General features: G+C 63.4%; 14 protein-coding genes. 1 reads left to right on the plus strand and 13 read right to left on the minus strand.

Annotated features, from left to right (window positions below; genetic code table 11):
- Nucleotides 1-130 precede the first annotated feature (130 nt).
- The 4 genes from ASF84_RS23505 to cadR form a co-directional block, all read right to left on the minus strand.
- Nucleotides 131-1291, minus strand: coding sequence for an L-talarate/galactarate dehydratase (locus ASF84_RS23505; protein ID WP_056841272.1), 1161 nt, complete (start codon nt 1289-1291; stop codon nt 131-133).
- A gap of 27 nt (nt 1292-1318) precedes the next feature.
- Nucleotides 1319-2611 (minus strand): MFS transporter, encoded by a 1293-nt coding sequence (locus tag ASF84_RS23510; protein ID WP_056841514.1) that lies wholly within the window; start codon nt 2609-2611, stop codon nt 1319-1321.
- Nucleotides 2612-2820: 209 nt separating this feature from the next.
- Complete coding sequence (locus ASF84_RS23515; RefSeq protein ID WP_056841273.1) at nt 2821-3864, minus strand: LacI family DNA-binding transcriptional regulator; 1044 nt, start codon at nt 3862-3864, stop codon at nt 2821-2823.
- A gap of 63 nt (nt 3865-3927) precedes the next feature.
- On the minus strand, nt 3928-4374 hold the full coding sequence (gene cadR / locus ASF84_RS23520; RefSeq protein WP_056841274.1) for a Cd(II)/Pb(II)-responsive transcriptional regulator: 447 nt from the start codon (nt 4372-4374) through the stop codon (nt 3928-3930).
- 83 nt (nt 4375-4457) lie between these two features.
- Between cadR and ASF84_RS23525 the strand changes: the two genes are divergently transcribed.
- Nucleotides 4458-6710: a heavy metal translocating P-type ATPase gene (locus ASF84_RS23525; protein ID WP_056841275.1), complete on the plus strand. Its 2253-nt coding sequence runs from the start codon at nt 4458-4460 to the stop codon at nt 6708-6710.
- Between the two features lie 116 nt (nt 6711-6826).
- Here the strand turns inward: ASF84_RS23525 and hutG are convergent, their stop codons facing one another.
- The 9 genes from hutG to hutU all read right to left on the minus strand — a co-directional run bounded on the left by hutG (nt 6827) and on the right by hutU (nt 17969).
- Nucleotides 6827-7633 carry an N-formylglutamate deformylase gene (gene hutG / locus ASF84_RS23530; RefSeq protein ID WP_056841276.1) on the minus strand — a complete coding sequence of 269 codons (807 nt, stop codon included), beginning with the start codon at nt 7631-7633 and terminating at the stop codon, nt 6827-6829.
- 15 nt (nt 7634-7648) lie between these two features.
- Entirely contained in the window at nt 7649-8854 is a 1206-nt protein-coding gene (gene hutI / locus ASF84_RS23535; protein ID WP_056841277.1) for an imidazolonepropionase, read from the minus strand.
- Nucleotides 8855-8866: 12 nt separating this feature from the next.
- Entirely contained in the window at nt 8867-10243 is a 1377-nt protein-coding gene (locus ASF84_RS23540) for an amino acid permease (RefSeq protein ID WP_056841278.1), read from the minus strand.
- Between the two features lie 95 nt (nt 10244-10338).
- Entirely contained in the window at nt 10339-11886 is a 1548-nt protein-coding gene (gene hutH / locus ASF84_RS23545) for a histidine ammonia-lyase (RefSeq protein WP_056841279.1), read from the minus strand.
- On the minus strand, nt 11883-13460 hold the full coding sequence (locus ASF84_RS23550; protein WP_056841280.1) for an HAL/PAL/TAL family ammonia-lyase: 1578 nt from the start codon (nt 13458-13460) through the stop codon (nt 11883-11885). Before ASF84_RS23550 ends, hutH begins: the two co-directional genes overlap by 4 nt.
- Before the next feature lie 12 nt (nt 13461-13472).
- Nucleotides 13473-14303, minus strand: a complete 831-nt coding sequence (locus ASF84_RS23555; RefSeq protein ID WP_056841281.1) for a quaternary amine ABC transporter ATP-binding protein — start codon at nt 14301-14303, stop codon at nt 13473-13475.
- Nucleotides 14300-15151, minus strand: coding sequence for an ABC transporter permease (locus ASF84_RS23560; protein WP_056841282.1), 852 nt, complete (start codon nt 15149-15151; stop codon nt 14300-14302). Before ASF84_RS23560 ends, ASF84_RS23555 begins: the two co-directional genes overlap by 4 nt.
- Nucleotides 15152-15212: 61 nt before the next feature.
- Complete coding sequence (locus ASF84_RS23565) at nt 15213-16181, minus strand: ABC transporter substrate-binding protein (RefSeq protein WP_056841283.1); 969 nt, start codon at nt 16179-16181, stop codon at nt 15213-15215.
- Between the two features lie 96 nt (nt 16182-16277).
- The gene (hutU, locus tag ASF84_RS23570) at nt 16278-17969 is read right to left on the minus strand and encodes a urocanate hydratase (protein WP_056841515.1); all 1692 of its coding nucleotides are present in this window, start codon (nt 17967-17969) and stop codon (nt 16278-16280) included.
- Nucleotides 17970-18043: the final 74 nt, after the last annotated feature.

The following is an 18043-nucleotide window of genomic DNA, read 5'->3' on the forward strand; positions in this document are numbered from 1 at the left end:
AGGCACTGCACATGGCCCAGGTGCTGCACGAACCTGTGGGAGGGGCGCTGCCCGCGACGGCGGTGTAACAGGCGCAATGGACATCAGGTCCCGTCGCGGCAATCGGGGCGCTGACCGGCGTCAGCCAGCCTCAGGGACGTTTGCCGACCTCGACCGTCTGCGCGGTCCAGGCCTTGACCTGCTCGCTCAGCGACAGGCCCAGTCCCGGACGGGTCGGCACCAGCATGCGCCCGTCGCGGGTTTCCAGGCGTTCATTGAACAGCGGCTCCAGCCACTCGAAATGCTCCACCCAAGGTTCGGTCGGGTAGGTGGCCGCCAAATGCACATGCAGCTCCATAGCAAAGTGCGGCGCCATCATCACGCCGGCCTGTTCAGCCATGGCCGCGACTTTCAGGAATGGCGTGATGCCGCCGACCCGTGGCGCATCCGGCATCAGGTAATCGGCCCCGCGCAGGCGGATGAACTCGGCGTGCTCGGCCACGCTGGTGAGCATTTCGCCGGTGGCGATCGGCGTGTCGAACTGCCGGGCCAGGTCGGCGTGGCCTTCGGCGTCATAGCAGTCCAGCGGTTCTTCGATCCACACCAGGTTGTAGGCCTCGAACTGCCGGCACATGCGCTGGGCGGTAGGGCGGTCCCATTGCTGGTTGGCGTCGACCATCAACGGGAAGTCATCGCCCAGGTGTTTGCGCACGGTGCTGACCCGCTGGATGTCCACCGCGCAATCGGGCTGGCCGACCTTGAGCTTGATCCCGCCGATGCCCTTTTCCCGCGACAGGTCGGTGTTCTTCATCAGTTGATCCAGCGGCGTGTGCAAGAAGCCGCCCGAGGTGTTGTAGCAGCGCACCGAATCACGCTGCGCGCCCAGCAGGCGGGCCAGCGACAGGTTGGCGCGCTTGGCCTTGAGGTCCCACAACGCCACATCGAAGGCGCCGATGGCCTGGGTCGACAGGCCGCTGCGGCCCACCGAGGCACCGGCCCAGCACAGTTTTGTCCACAGCTTGGCAATGTCGCTGGGGTTTTCACCGAGCAGCGCCGGGGCGATTTCCTGGGCATGGGCAAACTGGCCGGGGCCGCCTGCGCGCTTGGAGTAGCTGAAGCCCAGCCCGCTGTGGCCATCGGCGGTCTGGATCTCGACGAACAGCATGGCAATTTCGGTCATCGGCTTTTGCCGGCCGGTCAGGACCTTGGCGTCGCTGATCGGATTGGCCAGGGGCAGAAACACCGACGAGACCTTGATCCAGGCAATACGGTCGTGGTCAGCGGATGGCGTGTTTTGTTGTTGTAGGGTCATGACGTTCTCCTTGAGGGGGGATGACTTTCAGTGCTTGAGGGCCGCGGATTCGGTCGACTGGCTGGCCATTCCCGTCGCTTCATCGAATTCCATGCGCTTGAGCGGGCCGACGATGAACAGGTAGGCGAAGGCGCCCAGCAGGCCCATGGCCGAGACGTAGATCAGAGCCCAATCAAACGAGCCCTGGCTGACCAGCACGCCGATGGCAATAGGGGTGACAATGCTGGCGATGTTGCCGCAGAAATTGAACATGGCGCCGCTGATGCCCATGGCCTGCCTGGGCGAGACATCGCCGACGATGCACCAGCCCAGGTTGCCGACGCCCTTGGCGAAGAAGGCGAGGGACATCACCGCAATCACCAGCACCACCGACTGCGTGTAGTTGGCCACCACAATCGAACTGGACAGCAGCAGGCCGCAGATAATCGGGGTTTTGCGTGCGGCGGTCAGGCTGAAGCCTTTCTTGAGCATCCAGTCGGACCACACGCCGCCGGCCATGCCGCCGATAAAACCGGCCAGCGGTGGAATCGCCGCGACCAGGCCAACCTTGAGCATGGTCATGCCCTTGGCCTCGACCAGATAGGTCGGGAACCAGGTGAGAAAGAACCAGGTGATCGAGGTCAGGCAGAACTGGCCCAGGTAGATACCCAGCATCATGCGGTTGCCGCCGATGGCACGGGCGCGCTGCCAACTGAACGGGGTCTTGGTGTCGCCAATGCTGGGCATGCCGCCACCGGCCTCGATGTACTCGATTTCGGCGGCATTGACGCGTTTGTCCTTGCGCGGCTCGTGGACCATCCTGAACCACAGCAGGCCGACCAGAATGCCCGCCGCACCGGTCCAGAAAAACACATGCTGCCAGCCAAAACTGTTGAGCAGCAGCACCATCAGCGGGGTGAACGCGGCCAGGGCGAAATACTGTGCCGACTGGAAAATCGCCGTGGCCAGGCCGCGCTCGTTGCGCGGAAACCACATGACCGTCAGGCGGTTGTTAGCCGGAAAGGCCGGCGACTCGGCCACGCCCATCAGGAAACGCAATACGAACAAGGCCACGAACGCCGAGCTGAACAGGTCGACGTAGCCTTGCAGGAAGGTCAACGTCGACCAGACGATCAGGCTGATGCCCAACACTGTGCGCGAGCCGTAACGGTCGAGGATGATACCGCCCGGAATCTGCATGCTGGTGTAGGCCCAGCCAAAGGCCGAGAAGGCGATGCCCATCGTCAGTGCATCGAAACCCAGGTCCGCGCGCATGGCGGGTGCCGCGATGGACAGCGTGGCGCGGTCGACATAGTTGAAGACGGTGACGATGAAAATCATGGCCAGGATAACGTAGCGCACGTTGGTCCTGGCGGCGGACGCAGTGGGTGAGGTCACGTTCTTGTTGTCCTTATTGTGGATTGATTGCGCAATCATTTCGAGCTGAAAAAAATCAGATCCCGGTATTCTGCCGATGGCTCTGATGGGCCGAGCATACTATGATTGCGCAATCATTCAAGTGGCCGTTGGTCGCTATAACAAGGCTCTACTTAAGTGGTCTGGCGGTCTATGATGCTGAAACCGCTGTCGATCCGCACTGGATCAAAGACGTTATCGACAGAATCGAAGCGATTTAGCAGGGCTTGGGCAATGTGTTCGCCAATCATCCGGCCATCCACGCGCACCGTGGAAAGTGCCGGGTACACCTGCGCCGCACTGCTCAAGTCACCAAAGCCCATCACTGCCAGATCCTGCGGCACGCGCAGGCCGCGGCTGGCCGCTTCGGCCAGGACACCTTGGGCTATGGTGTCGGAACTGCATACCACCACTTGCGGCGTGGCGCCCTGGCCGAGCAGTTGGCACAACCCGTCGCGGCCGGTCTTGAGCGTGGCCGGCGGCGTCATGATTTGCACCGGTACTTCATCGACGCCGTGATTGGCCAACTCGCCGATCAGGCTGTTGCAACGCCGCAAACCGCGTGGGTCGGCGAGGGTGATCACCGAAAAGCGTCGATAATCGCGGGCCAACAAGTGCCGGGCAACGGCCTGGCCGACCTGTTCGTGGGAAAAGCCGACCAGCATGTCCAGCGGGTCGTCGGTCAGGTCCCAGGACTCGACCACCGGAATCCCCGACTGGGCCAGGCGCAGGCGGCTGGCTTCGGTGTGCAGGGTGCCGGTCAGTACGATGCCATCGGGGCGGCGGCCGAGAATCGTCTCCAGCAGCTTTTCTTCCTGCTCGGGCGAATAGCCAGTCAGGCCCAGCAAGGTTTGATAACCGGCGTCGGTCAGGCGGTCCATTAGCGCCTGTACGGTGTCGGCAAAGATCGAGTTGGCGATGGTCGGCACAAAGATCGCCACCAGCCGGCTTTTGTTGCTCGCCAGGCTGCCGGCCATCATGTTCGACACATAACCGGTCTGGCGCACCGCTTCCATGACTCTTTGCCGGGTGCGCTCGGTCACCAGCTCCGGCCGGCTCAAGGCCCGCGACACCGTGATCGGCGAGACACCGGCGACCTTGGCGACATCGATCAGGGTCAGATGGGTGGCTTTCTGGCCAGGCTGTGACGAGTCAGCCCTGACAGGTTTTTTCGGCATGAAAGGTCCGGGGAGCATAGGCGGCGGGGCGCCAATGTAGCACGCGCCCATCGCTGGGTTCACTCAGTGCCCATGACTGCGGCCCACGTGCGAGGGTTCGCCTTCGGGGGCCGCCACCGCGCCGGTGACCTCCAGGCGCTCAAGAATGGCGCAATGTTCGGCGCCGTTGTCGCTGCAACGCCGGCGCAGGTCGCGTAACTGGCCTTGCAAGGCTTGCAGGCTGGCGACCCGGGCGTCGACGTGATCGATGTGCTCGTCGATCAGCGCGTTGACGCTTTCACACTGGTCCTGTGGGCTGTCGCGCAGGTTCAGCAGGCGACGGATTTCCTCCAGGGTCATGTCCAGGCTGCGGCAATTGCGGATGAACGTCAGGCGCTCGACATGCGCCTGGGTGTACAGCCGGTAGTTGCCGTCGCTGCGCGAAGGCGCCGGCAGCAATTTCTCGCGCTCGTAATAGCGCACGGTTTCGACTTGGGTGTCGGTCAGCCTGGCCAGTTCACCGATCTTCATGAAACGAACTCCTGTTTGAGTGCTTGACCCTATAGTGGCTACAGGGTGCTTACTTGGCAACATCTCGATCTGGAGGACTGCCCATGAGCCCGTCTACCCGGCCTGCGCCCCCGCAGGATGCTCACGACCACGACCACGACCACAATCATAATCATGACACCGCAAAGACCGGGCACTCTCACGGTTGCTGTGGCAGTCATGAGCAAGTCGCTCCGGCGGTGGTGAGCTTTGGTGGCGACGACAGCCAGGCGCGCCTGAGCGAGTTTCGTATCGAGCAGATGGATTGCCCCACCGAGCAGACCCTGATTCAGAATCGCCTGGGCAAGCTGGTCGGTGTGCAGCGCCTGGAATTCAATCTGCTGCAACGGCGCCTGGGCGTCTGGCATGACCTGCCTGACACCGCGCCGATTGTCGGGGCCATTGACTCGCTGGGCATGCAGGCGCAGCCGCTTCAGGAGGGTGACGAGGCGGCACCTGCGCCTGAGAAAAAAAGTGCCTGGAAGCTGCTGACCCTCTCCGGCCTGACCGCGCTGGGCGCGGAAGTAGTGCACTTCACGGCCGGCCCCGAATGGCTGGTGGTGGTGCTGGCGCTGGTGTCGATTCTCAGCTGTGGCCTGGGCACGTACAAAAAGGGCTGGATCGCCCTGAAGAACTTCAACCTCAATATCAATGCACTGATGAGCATCGCCGTGACCGGCGCGGTGCTGATCGGCCAGTGGCCGGAAGCGGCGATGGTGATGTTCCTGTTCACCGTGGCCGAGTTGATCGAAGCGCGCTCGCTGGACCGGGCACGCAACGCCATCAGCGGCCTGATGCAACTGACACCTGAAGTGGCCACGGTGCGTCAGGCCGACGGTAACTGGCTGGAGCAGCCGGTCAAGATGGTGGCACTGGAGGCGGTGGTGCGTGTACGGCCTGGCGAGCGGATTGCGCTGGACGGTGAAGTCATCAATGGGCAATCAAGCGTTGACCAGGCGCCGATCACTGGCGAAAGCCTGCCGGTGGAGAAGGGCATCGGCGACAAGGTGTTTGCCGGGACCATCAACCAGGCCGGGTCTTTTGAATACCGGGTCAGCGCTGCAGCCGGCCAGTCGACCCTGGCGCGCATCATTCATGCCGTAGAGCAGGCGCAAGGCGCGCGCGCGCCAACCCAGCGCTTCGTTGATCAATTTTCACGCTATTACACACCCGCCGTGTTCATCACCGCCCTGGTCGTGGCGGTGATTGCGCCGCTGTTCTTCGGCGGCGCCTGGTTCGACTGGATCTACCGGGCGCTGGTGCTGTTGGTGGTGGCGTGCCCGTGTGCACTGGTGATTTCCACGCCGGTCAGCATCGTCAGCGGCCTGGCGGCGGCGGCGCGCAAGGGCATTCTGATCAAGGGTGGCGTGTACCTGGAAATGGGTCGCCAGCTCGATTACCTCGCGCTGGACAAGACCGGCACCTTGACCCACGGCAAGCCGGTGCAGACCGATGTCGTGCTCTTGCAGGAAGGCGCCGTCAGTGCCCAGGCCATCGCTGTCAGCCTCGCGACGCGTTCCGACCATCCGGTTTCCCGGGCCATTGCCCAGGCTGCCGATCCGCAGCAGAGGGTGCTGGCGGTGGATAACTTCGAGGCGCTGGGCGGGCGTGGCGTGGCCGGCGATATCGACGGGCGTCGCTACCACCTGGGCAACCATCGGCTGGTCGAAGCGTTGGGCCTGTGTTCGGTTGAGCTTGAGGCCCGGCTCGAGGCTCTGGAAAGCCAGGGCAAGACCGTAGTGCTGTTGCTCGATGACAGCGGCCCGCTGGCGCTGTTTGCCGTGGCCGACACGGTCAAGGACAGCAGCCGCCAGGCCATCGCCGAGTTGCATGCGCTGGGCATCAAGACCGTGATGCTCACCGGTGACAACCCGCACACCGCGCGAGCGATTGCCGATCAGGTGGGCATCGATCAGGCGCAGGGCAATCTGTTGCCAACCGACAAGCTGCAGGCCATCGAGGCGTTGTATGCGCAAGGGCACCGGGTGGGCATGGTCGGCGATGGCATCAACGACGCCCCGGCGCTGGCCCGCTCGGAAATCGGCTTCGCCATGGCCGCCGCCGGCTCCGACACCGCCATCGAGACCGCCGATGTTGCCCTGATGGACGACGATCTGCGCAAGATCCCGGCCTTTATCCGCCTGTCACGCGACACCTCGGCGGTGCTGCGCCAGAACATCGCGCTGGCGCTGGTGACCAAGGTGTTCTTCCTGGGCCTGACCTTTGCGGGCATGGCGACCCTGTGGATGGCCGTGTTTGCCGACATGGGCGTCAGCCTGCTGGTGGTGTTCAACGGGCTGCGGTTATTGAAGAAGTGACACCCCCATTTGTAGGCGCGACCAACGGTCGCGATGCGATCGATCAATTATTGAAGATCGCGTGGCCTGGACAAGGGTTCGCGACCGTTGGTCGCTCCTACGGGGGCATGCAACTTTCAGCGCACGCCGTAATGTTGCTGGCCCCAGGCAATGAAGGTTTCCAGCAACTGCTTGATCACTACCTGCGTCGGCTCGGCCAGGTCCTGGCGGTAATGGAACGGCGCAAATTCTTCCATGTAGTTGCTCTGTGCCAGTTCCAGTTGCACGGCATGGATGTTGTTTGCCGGATCACCGTAGTGCCGGGTGATGTGCCCGCCCTTGAAGCGGCCGTTGAGCACATGGGTGTAGTTTTTCGCCTCGGCGCAGACCTGTTCCAGTTGCGCGGCCAGTTGCGCGTCGCAGCTGGCGTTGTCGTAGGTGCCGAGGTTGAAGTCCGGCAACTGGCCGTCGAACAGGTGCGGTACGTGGCCGCGAATCGAATGGGCGTCGAACAGCAGCGCATAGCCAAACTCATCACGCAGGCGCTGCAGTTCCTGGTGCAGGGTCTGGTGGTACGGCATCCACATCTGCTCCAGGTAGCGTGCGCGTTCGGCGGCATCCGGCGCCTGTCCGTCCTTGAACAGCGGTACGCCATCGAACAGGATCGAAGGGAACAGCCCGGTGGTGGCGCCGGCGTACAGCGGCTGGTCGTCGGACGGCCGGTTAAGGTCGATCACGAAGCGCGAATACTCGGCCGCCAGGGTGCTGGCCCCCAGATCCTGGGCAAAGGCATACAGGCGCGGCAGGTGCCAGTCGGTGTCGGGCAGGCTCAGGGCTTCGTCCACCAGCCCGGCTTCGACGGCCGGTGTCAGTTTCAGGCCCGCGTGCGGCATGCTGATCAGCAGCGGAATGCGACCTTGGCTGAATGTCAGGACCTTATCCACAATCTTGTTCTCCTTTCAGATCGACGATTCGACGCCGTGGCGAATGATGCGTTTGTCCAGGTCACCGCCCAGCCAGTAGGCCAGGTCGGCGGGGCGCTCAATGTCCCAGGCTACGAAATCCGCGACCTTGCCGACCTCCAGCGAACCATGGCTGGCGCCCAGCCCCAGCGCCCTGGCGGCGTTGAGGGTGACGCCGGCCAGGGCTTCTTCAGGGGTCATGCGAAAGATCGTGCAGGCCATGTTCAGCATCAGGCGCAGCGACAGCGCCGGCGAGGTGCCGGGGTTCAGGTCGGTGGCGATGGCGATGGGCACGCCGTGCCGGCGCAGGGCGTCCATTGGCGGCAATTGCGTTTCGCGCAGAAAGTAGTAGGCCCCCGGCAACAGCACCGCCACCGTGCCGGCCGCTGCCATGGCAATGGCGTCGTCCTCGGTCATGTATTCCAGGTGGTCGGCCGACAAGGCCTGGTAGCGCGCCGCCAGGCTGGAGCCGCCCAGTGACGACAACTGCTCGGCATGCAACTTGACCGGCAGGCCCAGTTGCTGCGCGGTGATGAACACCCGCTCGACCTGCGCCGGAGAAAACGCCAGGTATTCGCAGAAGGCATCGACCGCATCGACCAGGCCTTCACCGGCCAGGGCCGGCAGCATTTCTTGGCAGACATGGTCGATGTAGGCGTCGCTGCGGTCGGCGAATTCCGGCGGCAGGGCGTGGGCGGCCAGGCAGGTGCTGCGCACCGTGACCGGCAGGGTATTGCCCAGCCGGCGGATCACCTGCAGCAGCTTGCGCTCGGACTCAAGGTCCAGGCCGTAGCCGGACTTCATTTCCAGCGTGGTCACGCCCTCCTTGAGCAAATGCCGCACACGGCGCTCGGCGCTGGCATACAGCGACTCGAGGCTGGCGGCCCGGGTGGCGCGCACGGTGCTGGCAATGCCGCCACCGGCGGCGGCGATTTCGGCGTAGCTGACGCCTTGCAGGCGTTGCTCGAATTCGCCGCTGCGGTTGCCGCCGAATACCACGTGGGTGTGGCAGTCGATCAGCCCCGGCGTGACCCAGGCGCCGCCCAGGTCGACCACGCTGTCGAGGCCGGCCTGATCCAGTTGCGCCTGCGGCCCGATCCAGTGAATCCGCTCGCCAGAGGTCACGATGGCCGCATCTTCGATGATCGAGTAGGTGCCGTGTGCCATGGTTGCAATGTGACAGTTCTGCCAGAGCGTTTTCATTGGATCTCCAGGTTATTTGTGCGGGCTCGGGATCTTGGGTCTGACCCAGATGGAGTAGGCAATCACCAGCAGCACCACCCAGGCGGCGCCGACCAGCAAGGCGGTGCGGCTGGCCGGGAACCAGCCCAGCACACCGAAAATGAACAGCATGAAAACGATAGCCAGCGCCGGGCCCCACGGCCAGAACGGTACCGGAAATTGCAGCTGGCTGACCTCTTCAGCGCTCATCGAGCGGCGCATGGCCACTTGCGTGAGCAGGATCATCAGCCAGACCCAGACCGTGGCGAAGGTCGCCACCGAGGCGATCAGCAGGAACAGGTTGTCCGGGATCGCGTAGTTGAGCACCACGCCCACCAGCAGGGTCAGGCCCATGACCACGGCGGTCATCCACGGCACGCCCTGTTTCGACAGTGCGGCGAAGCCGGCCGGCGCCTGGCCGTCTTTTGCCATGCCGTACATGATGCGTCCGGCACCGAAGACGTCGCTGTTGATGGCCGACACGGCCGCCGAGATCACCACGATATTGAGAATGGTCGCCGCCTGCGACAGGCCCAGGTTGCTGAAAATCTGCACGAACGGGCTGCCCTGCGTACCGATCTGCGTCCAGGGGAACAGGCACATCACCACGAACAGGGTCAGCACATAGAACAGCAGGATGCGCAGCGGCACGGCGTTGATCGCCTGCGGCAGGCTGCGCTTGGGGTCCTTGGCTTCACCGGCGGTGATGCCGATGATTTCGATGCCGCCGAAGGCGAACATCACCACGGCCAGCGACGCGATCAGCCCGCCGATGCCGTTGGGCATGAAGCCGCCATGCGCCCACAGGTTGCTGATGCCGATCGGCGTGTCGCTGCTGACGCTGCCCAGGCCGAACAGCATGATCCCGGCACCGCCGAGGATCATCGCCACGATCGCGCTGACCTTGAGCAATGACAGCCAGAACTCGGCCTCGCCGAACACCTTGACGTTGCACAGGTTCAGCGCGGCGATGAAGAACACGATGCTCAGCACCCAGATCCAGCGCGGCACCTCGGGAAACCAGAAGCCCATGTACATGCCGAAGGCGGTGATGTCGGCCAGGCAGACGATGATCATCTCGAAGGCGTAGGTCCAGCCCAGCACAAAGCCCGACAACGGCCCCAGGTAACGGGTGGCGTAATGGCTGAACGAGCCGGACACCGGGTCGTGCACGGCCATCTCGCCCAGGGCGCGCATGACCATGAACACCGCCGCCCCACCGATCAGGTAGGCCAGCAGCACGGCGGGGCCGGCCTGCTGGATGGCGGCGGCCGAGCCGTAGAACAGCCCCGTGCCGATGGCCGAGCCCAAGGCCATGAAGCGGATGTGACGGGCGGACAGCCCACGTTTCAAACCATCTTGTGACGTCATTTCAGGTCCATTCATTACGGGTATGGCAAATGGCTGCAAGAACACCTTCCTGCAACCATCGACCATGACGGGCACTGTCAGACGCGTGAAAGGCGTTACAGGCTCGGCAACAGATGGGCAGGAACCAGCGGGTTCAGGCATGTCGAGGACAACAGCGCGATTGCAGCTTCGATGTCCGGTGCGAAAAAGCGGTCCTTCTCATAGGACGGCACCTTGCTGCGCAGGGTGGCGCGGGCTTGCTCCAGCACAGGCGAGGTTTTCAACCCGTTGCGCAAGTCCAGGCCCTGGCAGGCAGCCAGCCATTCTACGGCAAGAACGCCACGAACGTTTTCTGCCATTTCCCACAGCCGCTTGCCGGCTGCTGGCGCCATCGACACGTGGTCTTCCTGGTTGGCCGAGGTCGGCAGGCTGTCGACGCTGTGCGGGTGCGCCAGCGCCTTGTTTTCGCTGGCCAGCGCGGCGGCGGTGACCTGGGCGATCATGAAGCCGGAGTTGACCCCGCCGTTGGCCACCAGGAACGGCGGCAACTGCGACATGTGCTTGTCCATCATCAGCGAAATGCGCCGCTCGCTCAGCGAGCCGATCTCGGCAATCGCCAGGGCCAGGTTGTCGGCAGCCATGGCCACCGGCTCCGCATGGAAGTTGCCGCCGGAGATCACTTCGTTTTCGGCAGCGAATACCAGCGGGTTGTCGGACACCGCGTTGGCTTCGATCTGCAGCACTTCGGCGGCCTGGCGCATCTGCGTCAGGCAGGCGCCCATGACCTGCGGCTGGCAGCGCAGCGAGTAAGGGTCCTGGACCTTGTCGCAGTTGCGGTGCGACTCGGACACTTCACTGCTGGCGCCCAGCAGGGCACGGTAGCCGGCGGCTACGTCGATTTGCCCGCGCTGGCCGCGGGCGGCGTGGATGCGCGTGTCGAACGGCGAGCGTGAGCCCAGCACTGCCTCGACCGTCAGCGCGCCGCAGACCATGGCGCCGGCAAACAGGTCCTCGGCTTCGAACAGCCCGCGCAAGGCATAGGCGGTCGACACCTGGGTGCCGTTGAGCAGCGCCAGGCCTTCCTTGGCCGCCAGGGTCAGCGGTTGCAGGCCGGCCACAGCCAGGGCTTCGCGGGCTTCGAGCCACTGGCCCTTGTGCCGCGCCTTGCCTTCGCCCAGCAGCACCAGTGACATGTGCGCCAGCGGTGCGAGGTCGCCGGAGGCACCGACTGAACCCTTGAGCGGAATGTGCGGGTAGACCTCGGCGTTGATCAGCGCAATCAGCGCATCGATCACCACCCGGCGAATGCCGGAAAAGCCGCGCGCCAGGCTGTTGACCTTGAGCACCATGATCAGGCGCACCAGCGCGTCGTCCAGCGGCTGGCCGACGCCGGCGGCATGCGACAGCACCAGCGAACGCTGCAGGTTTTCCAGGTCTTCGCTGGCAATGCGGGTCGAGGCCAGCAGGCCGAAACCGGTGTTGATGCCGTAGGCGGTGCGGTTCTCGGCCAGGATCTTCTCGACGCAGGCCACGCTTTGCTCGATCGGCTGGTCGGCGCTGCTGTCCAGGGCCAGCCGCACCGGCTCGCGCAGGATATTGCGCAGGTGCACCAGCGAGAGTTGGCCGGGAATCAGCTCCAGGGTTTGGGCAGTGGGGGTGTTCACGATGCGGTTACTCCTGTTCGATCTTGTATTTTTGATATTTGATCGGATGTCGATTGGCAGTAGCGATAAATGCGTTGCAGCGCTTCAGGCTGCTTCAGCAAAGCGGCGCTGCTGGCGATATCCGGTGCCAGCCACCGGTCCTGATCATAAGGCTCGACCTGTTCGCGCAGCAGGCGCCAGGCAATGGCAGTGCCTGCGCCGAAACGTTGGGGTTTGAGAAATTCGAACGCCTGGGCGGCAAGCAGGTACTCGATCGCCAGGATCTGGGTCACGTTGGCCACTGCCTGGTGCAGCTTCAGGGCGGCGCTGGTGCCCAGGCTCAGGTGATCTTCCTGCAGGCCCGAGGTGACGTAGTTATCCACAACGGCCGGTTGCGCCAACCGACGGTTTTCGGCACACAGCGAGGCCGCCACGTACTGCACGATCATCATGCCGGAGTTGACGCCGGGGGCACTGACCAGGAACGCGGGCAGGCCGCTGACCAATGGGTTGATCAGTCGATCCAGACGGCGCTCTGCAATCGAGCCCAGTTCGGCAACAGCGATACTCAGCAGGTCAGCAGCCATCGCCACTGATTGTCCATGGGGATTGGCCTGGGACACCACCCGATAAGCCTGCGGCGTGCCCAGCACCAACGGGTTGTCGGTGGCCGAGTTGAGTTCGGTCTCTACCTGTACGATGGCATGAGCCAGTTGGTCGCGGCTGGCACCATGCACCTGGGGCATCGAGCGTATGCTCAAGGCATCCTGAGTGCGGGCTCCCTGGCTGTTTTGCAGGACTTCACTGCCGGCCAGCAAGGCGCGCAGATTATGACCCACGCGCTGCATTCCAGGGTGTGGCTTGAGGCTCAAGACAGTTTCATCGAAGGCGTCGAGCTGACCGCCCAGCGCTTCAAAGGTCATGGCTCCGATTACATCAGCCCATTGAGCCAGCTGCCCGGCGTCGGCAATCGCCAGGCAAGCCAGACCTGTCATGCACGGCGTGCCGTTGACCAGGCAGAGTCCGTCCTTGGCGCCCAGCGTCACAGGACTCAGGCCTTCGGTTTCCAGCGCCTGGCTGGCCGGGACTATCTGCCCGCGATGGCTGACCTGGCCTATACCCAGCAGAGCGATGCCGACATGGGCCATATGGGTCAGGTAGCCCACCGAACCCTGGGAGGGTACTTGCGGGGTAATGCCATGGTTAAGCAGCGCCAGCAGTCCTTCGACCACCTGGCGATGCACGCCTGAGCAGCCCTGGCTGTAGTTGATGATCGCGGCACAGATGATTGCCCGGGTCTGTTCGTCGGCCAGCGCCGGGCCCACCCCGCAGGCATGGCTGAGCAGGGTATTGCGTGAAAGCTGGCTCAGTTGTGCGCCTTGCAGCGACACATTGCACAGCGCGCCCAGCCCGGTGTTCACACCATAGGCTCGTTCGCCGCTGGCCACGATGCTCTGCACGATTGCCTGGGCATTGTCGATCCGCGCCCAGGCTGCGGCAGACAAGGCCAGTGGCGCAGCCTCACGGGCCACGGCCACCACCTCTTGCCAGGTGACAGCCGAGTCACCGATCAGAATCTGTTGTGCTCGCGACATCGACGCTCGTCCTTACAGGGTTGCCACGCGCCGCTGCACGAAACGATTAACGTAATCGTCGGCGGGCGTATGGAGGATTTCTTTCGGGGTGCCGACCTGGATCAACCGGCCGTCCTTGAGAATTGCAATGCGGTTACCAATGCGCACGGCTTCATCGAGGTCGTGGGTAATGAAAACGATGGTTTTGTGCAGGCTCGCTTGCAGCTCCAGCAGTTGATCCTGCATTTCGGTGCGGATCAGCGGGTCGAGGGCACTGAACGCCTCATCCATCAGAATGATGTCGGTGTCGGCCGCCAGTGCCCGTGCCAGGCCCACCCGTTGGCGCATGCCGCCAGAAAGTTGATGCGGGTACTTGCCCTCGTAGCCCTTCAGGCCGACGGTGGTGATCCAGTGCAAGGCACGCTCTTTGCTGAACGCCTTGTCTTCGCCCCGCACCTTCAAGCCGTAGGCAACGTTATCGAGTACGGTCTTGTGGGGCAGCAGGCCGAAGCTCTGGAACACCATGCTGATCTTGTTTCGCCGAAACTGGCGCAGCGCTTCGACGTCGTAGCGCAGGATGTCTTCGCCATCGACCAGGATCTCACCGCTGGTAGGGTCGATCAGTCGATTGAAATGACGCACCAGTGTCGACTTGCCCGAGCCGGACAAGCCCATGATGACAAAGATCTCGCCGCTGCCGATGCTCAGGGATAGATCGTTGACCCCCACGACGCAGCCGGTGTCGGCCAGCACCTGTTCCTTGGTACGGCCCTGGCGGATCATCGCCAGGGCGGTGTCCGGACGGTTACCGAACACCTTGAACACGTTCTTGATGACGATCTTGTTGGCAGGCTCGCTGATCATTTGTATGCCTCATGCCGTGGCCGGCCGTAAGCCTGCGTGATGCGGTCAATCACGACCGCGAGAATGACAATCGCCAGGCCTGCTTCCAGGCCGCGCCCCACATTGAGGGTCTGGATCCCGACCAGTACATCTTCACCCAGGCCACGGGCACCGATCATGGAGGCGATGACCACCATCGACAGGGCCATCATGGTGGTCTGGTTGATCCCGGCCATGATGCTTGGCAACGCCAAGGGCAATTGCACGCCGAACAGTTGCTGCCAACGGTTGGCACCAAAGGCGTTGATCGCTTCCATGACTTCGCCGTCAACCTGGCGGATACCCAGGTCGGTCAGGCGTATCAAGGGCGGTGCGGCGTAGATCACCGTGGCGAAAATGGCCGGCACCTTGCCCAGGCCGAACAGCATCAGCACCGGGATCAGGTACACGAAGCTGGGCATGGTCTGCATGATGTCCAGCAATGGCATCAGCACTGAGCGCAGACGATTACTGCGTGCCGACAGGATGCCCAGCGGAATGCCGATCAGCACGGCGATGAGCGTCGACACCAGCATCAGTGCCAGGGTCTGCATCAGCTTGTCCCATAGCCCGACGGCCCCGACCAAAAACAGCAGGCCGATGATCACGGCGGTGGTGATGACTTTGCGCGTGGCGTGCCAGGTGATCGCACCGACGATCAGCAGCATCAGCCACCATGGCGCCATGCGCAGCAGGCTTTCCAGGTTGACGATGGCCCACAGCAGGGTGTCGGAAATATGCCTGAACACATCGCCATATTCGGTTACCAGGGAATCGACCCCGGCATTGACCCAGTCGGCGATGGAGAACGTAAAGCTTTCAGGAAACATAAGCGGCTCTCAACGTAAGAGTGACCAGCCGCCCCGGCACAATGGCCGGGGCGGTCCGGAATTACAGCGAAGCGTCGATCTTCTTCGCCGCGTCTTCGCTGACCCATGAGTGCCAGACTTGCGGATGTTCCTTGAGGAATATCTTGGCCAGCTTCGGCGCTTCGATCCTCTCCTTGGCCATGCGACCCAGGTTTTCATTGAGCAGGTCGATCGGCAGGTTGACCTTCTCGAGTACTGCGATCAGTTCGGGTGCCTGTTCATGGAACGCCTTGGACACGCCGACCTTGATCTCGATGGTCTTGTTCACGCCGGCTTTTTCTTCCAGGCGTACCAGGTCCACTTGACCCATCAGCGGCGTCGGTGACCAGTAGTAGGTCAGGATCGGTTCCCCGCGCTTGTAGCTGGACAGAATGGCGGCATCCAGCGCAGGCCCCGTGCCAGGCCGGAAGTTGGTATAGCTGCTTTCCAGGCCGTAGCTCTTGAGCATTTCGCTGTTGTCCAGCTCGCAGGTCCATCCCGCCGGGCAATTATAAAAACGACCCTTGCCCGGTTCTTCCTGATCCTTGAACACACTGGCATAGCGTGGCAGGTCGCTAATGGCCTTGAGGTCGGGGGCCTTGGCTTGCAGTTTGCGTTTGGCATCACCCTCGATCACATAGCGAGGCACATACCAGCCTTCGATTGCATCGATCACCGGTGCACCGATACCGACGACCTTGCCGGCTGCCGCCGCCTTGTTCCAGACCTCGCTGCGGCCTACCCATTCTTCGGCGAACACCTGGATATCGTTGGTGCCCAACGCGTTTTCCATGGCAATCGAATTGCCGGGCAGGGTATCGACCTTGCAGTCGTAGCCCTTGTCCAGCACTACCTGCATGATTTCAGTCAGCAGCATGCCGCTTTCCCAGTTCAGCCCGGCAAATTTCACAGGCTTGCCCGACTCACACCAGCCTGCCGCCTGAGTTGCGCCTGCGCTGGCGAGCAAACCCGCCACAAACAGCGTGCACAATGCGTTTTTCTTGATCTTCATTGTCGATGCTCCTAAGCCTCAAAAGGAATGGCGGCAGTGCAAACAGGCATCCGGCCTGGGAACCTGGGGCGCCTTTCCCTGGCACCGGTGCTACCTTCAGATCATCGGCAGGTTCAGGCCCTGCTCTTTGGCGCAATCAATGGCAATCTGGTAGCCGGCATCGGCATGGCGCATGACGCCGGTGGCCGGGTCGTTATGCAGTACGCGGGCGATGCGTGCAGCGGCTTCGTCGGTGCCGTCGCAGACGATGACCATGCCCGAGTGCTGCGAAAAGCCCATGCCCACGCCGCCGCCGTGGTGCAGCGAGACCCAGGTCGCGCCGCTGGCAGTGTTGAGCAGGGCGTTGAGCAGCGGCCAGTCGGAGACGGCGTCGGAGCCGTCGCGCATGGCTTCGGTCTCGCGGTTGGGGCTGGACACCGAGCCCGAGTCCAGGTGGTCGCGGCCGATGACGACCGGGGCCGACAGCTCGCCGCTGCGCACCATTTCATTGAATGCCAGGCCCAGCCTGGCGCGCTGGCCCAAGCCGACCCAGCAGATGCGGGCCGGCAGGCCCTGGAAGCTGATGCGCTCGCGGGCCATGTCGAGCCAGTTGTGCAGGTGGGCGTCGTCGGGAATCAGTTCCTTGACCTTGGCGTCGGTCTTGTAGATGTCCTGCGGGTCACCGGACAGCGCCGCCCAGCGGAACGGGCCGATGCCGCGGCAGAACAGCGGACGGATATAAGCCGGTACGAAACCGGGGAAGTCGAAGGCGTCCTGGACGCCGACTTCCTTGGCCATCTGGCGAATGTTGTTGCCGTAGTCGAAGGTCGGGATGCCCTGCTTCTGGAACGCCAGCATCGCCTCGACGTGCACGGCCATCGACTGCTTGGCCGCCTTGATCACTTCGGCCGGCTCGGTCTTGGCCCGTGCGCGGTACTCGTCCCAGCTCCAGCCGGCCGGCAGGTAGCCGTTGAGCGGGTCGTGGGCGCTGGTCTGGTCGGTGACCATGTCCGGGCGCACGCCGCGACGGACCAGTTCCGGCAGGATTTCAGCGGCGTTGCCCAGCAGGGCGATGGAGATGGCCTTGCCTTCGGCGGTGTAGCGGGCGATACGGGCCAGGGCGTCGTCCAGGTCAGTGGCCTGCTCGTCAACGTAGCGGCTGTTGAGGCGGAAATCGATGCTGACCTGCTGGCATTCGATGTTCAGCGAGCAGGCGCCGGCCAGGGTGGCGGCCAGGGGTTGCGCGCCGCCCATGCCGCCCAGGCCTGCGGTCAGGACCCAGCGCCCCTTGAGGTCGTTGTTGTAATGCTGGCGACCGGCTTCGACGAAGGTTTCGTAGGTGCCCTGGACGATGCCCTGGCTGCCGATGTAGATCCAGCTGCCGGCGGTCATCTGGCCGTACATGGCCAGGCCCTTGGCGTCCAGCTCGTTGAAGTGCTCCCAACTGGCCCAGTGCGGCACCAGGTTGGAGTTGGCGATCAGTACGCGCGGTGCGTTACTGTGGGTCTTGAACACGCCCACCGGCTTTCCGGACTGCACCAGCAGGGTTTCATCGTCTTCGAGGTTTTGCAGGCTTTCGACGATCTTGTCGTAGCACTCCCAGTTGCGCGCGGCCCGGCCGATGCCACCGTAAACCACCAGTTCCTTGGGGTTTTCGGCCACTTCCGGGTCGAGGTTGTTCATCAGCATGCGCAGCGGGGCTTCGGTCAGCCAGCTTTTGGCGGTCAGTTGCGTGCCACGGGCGGCGCGCACTTCGACGTTGCGGTGGCGGGTCCAGTCTTGCTTGAGGTCTTGTTTGTCGGTGCTCACGAAAAAATCCTCGATGTTCAATCCAAACCAGCCTGCCGTGCAGACGGGGCCAGCGGCGCATGGGTGATGAGCGC

Source organism: Pseudomonas sp. Leaf127 (assembly GCF_001423155.1).
GTDB lineage: Bacteria > Pseudomonadota > Gammaproteobacteria > Pseudomonadales > Pseudomonadaceae > Aquipseudomonas > Aquipseudomonas ovata.

Bases quoted from the DNA above. Each gene is read 5' to 3' on its own strand.
- ASF84_RS23540 (WP_056841278.1), bottom strand. From the start codon at position 10,243: ATGACGTCACAAGATGGTTTGAAACGTGGGCTGTCCGCCCGTCACATC.
- ASF84_RS23515 (WP_056841273.1), bottom strand. From the start codon at position 3,864: ATGCCGAAAAAACCTGTCAGGGCTGACTCGTCACAGCCTGGCCAGAAA.
- hutI (WP_056841277.1), bottom strand. From the start codon at position 8,854: ATGAAAACGCTCTGGCAGAACTGTCACATTGCAACCATGGCACACGGC.
- ASF84_RS23510 (WP_056841514.1), bottom strand. From the start codon at position 2,611: ATGATTTTCATCGTCACCGTCTTCAACTATGTCGACCGCGCCACGCTG.
- ASF84_RS23555 (WP_056841281.1), bottom strand. From the start codon at position 14,303: ATGATCAGCGAGCCTGCCAACAAGATCGTCATCAAGAACGTGTTCAAG.
- ASF84_RS23505 (WP_056841272.1), bottom strand. From the start codon at position 1,291: ATGACCCTACAACAACAAAACACGCCATCCGCTGACCACGACCGTATT.
- ASF84_RS23525 (WP_056841275.1), top strand. From the start codon at position 4,458: ATGAGCCCGTCTACCCGGCCTGCGCCCCCGCAGGATGCTCACGACCAC.
- ASF84_RS23565 (WP_056841283.1), bottom strand. From the start codon at position 16,181: ATGAAGATCAAGAAAAACGCATTGTGCACGCTGTTTGTGGCGGGTTTG.
- ASF84_RS23560 (WP_056841282.1), bottom strand. From the start codon at position 15,151: ATGTTTCCTGAAAGCTTTACGTTCTCCATCGCCGACTGGGTCAATGCC.
- ASF84_RS23550 (WP_056841280.1), bottom strand. From the start codon at position 13,460: ATGTCGCGAGCACAACAGATTCTGATCGGTGACTCGGCTGTCACCTGG.
- cadR (WP_056841274.1), bottom strand. From the start codon at position 4,374: ATGAAGATCGGTGAACTGGCCAGGCTGACCGACACCCAAGTCGAAACC.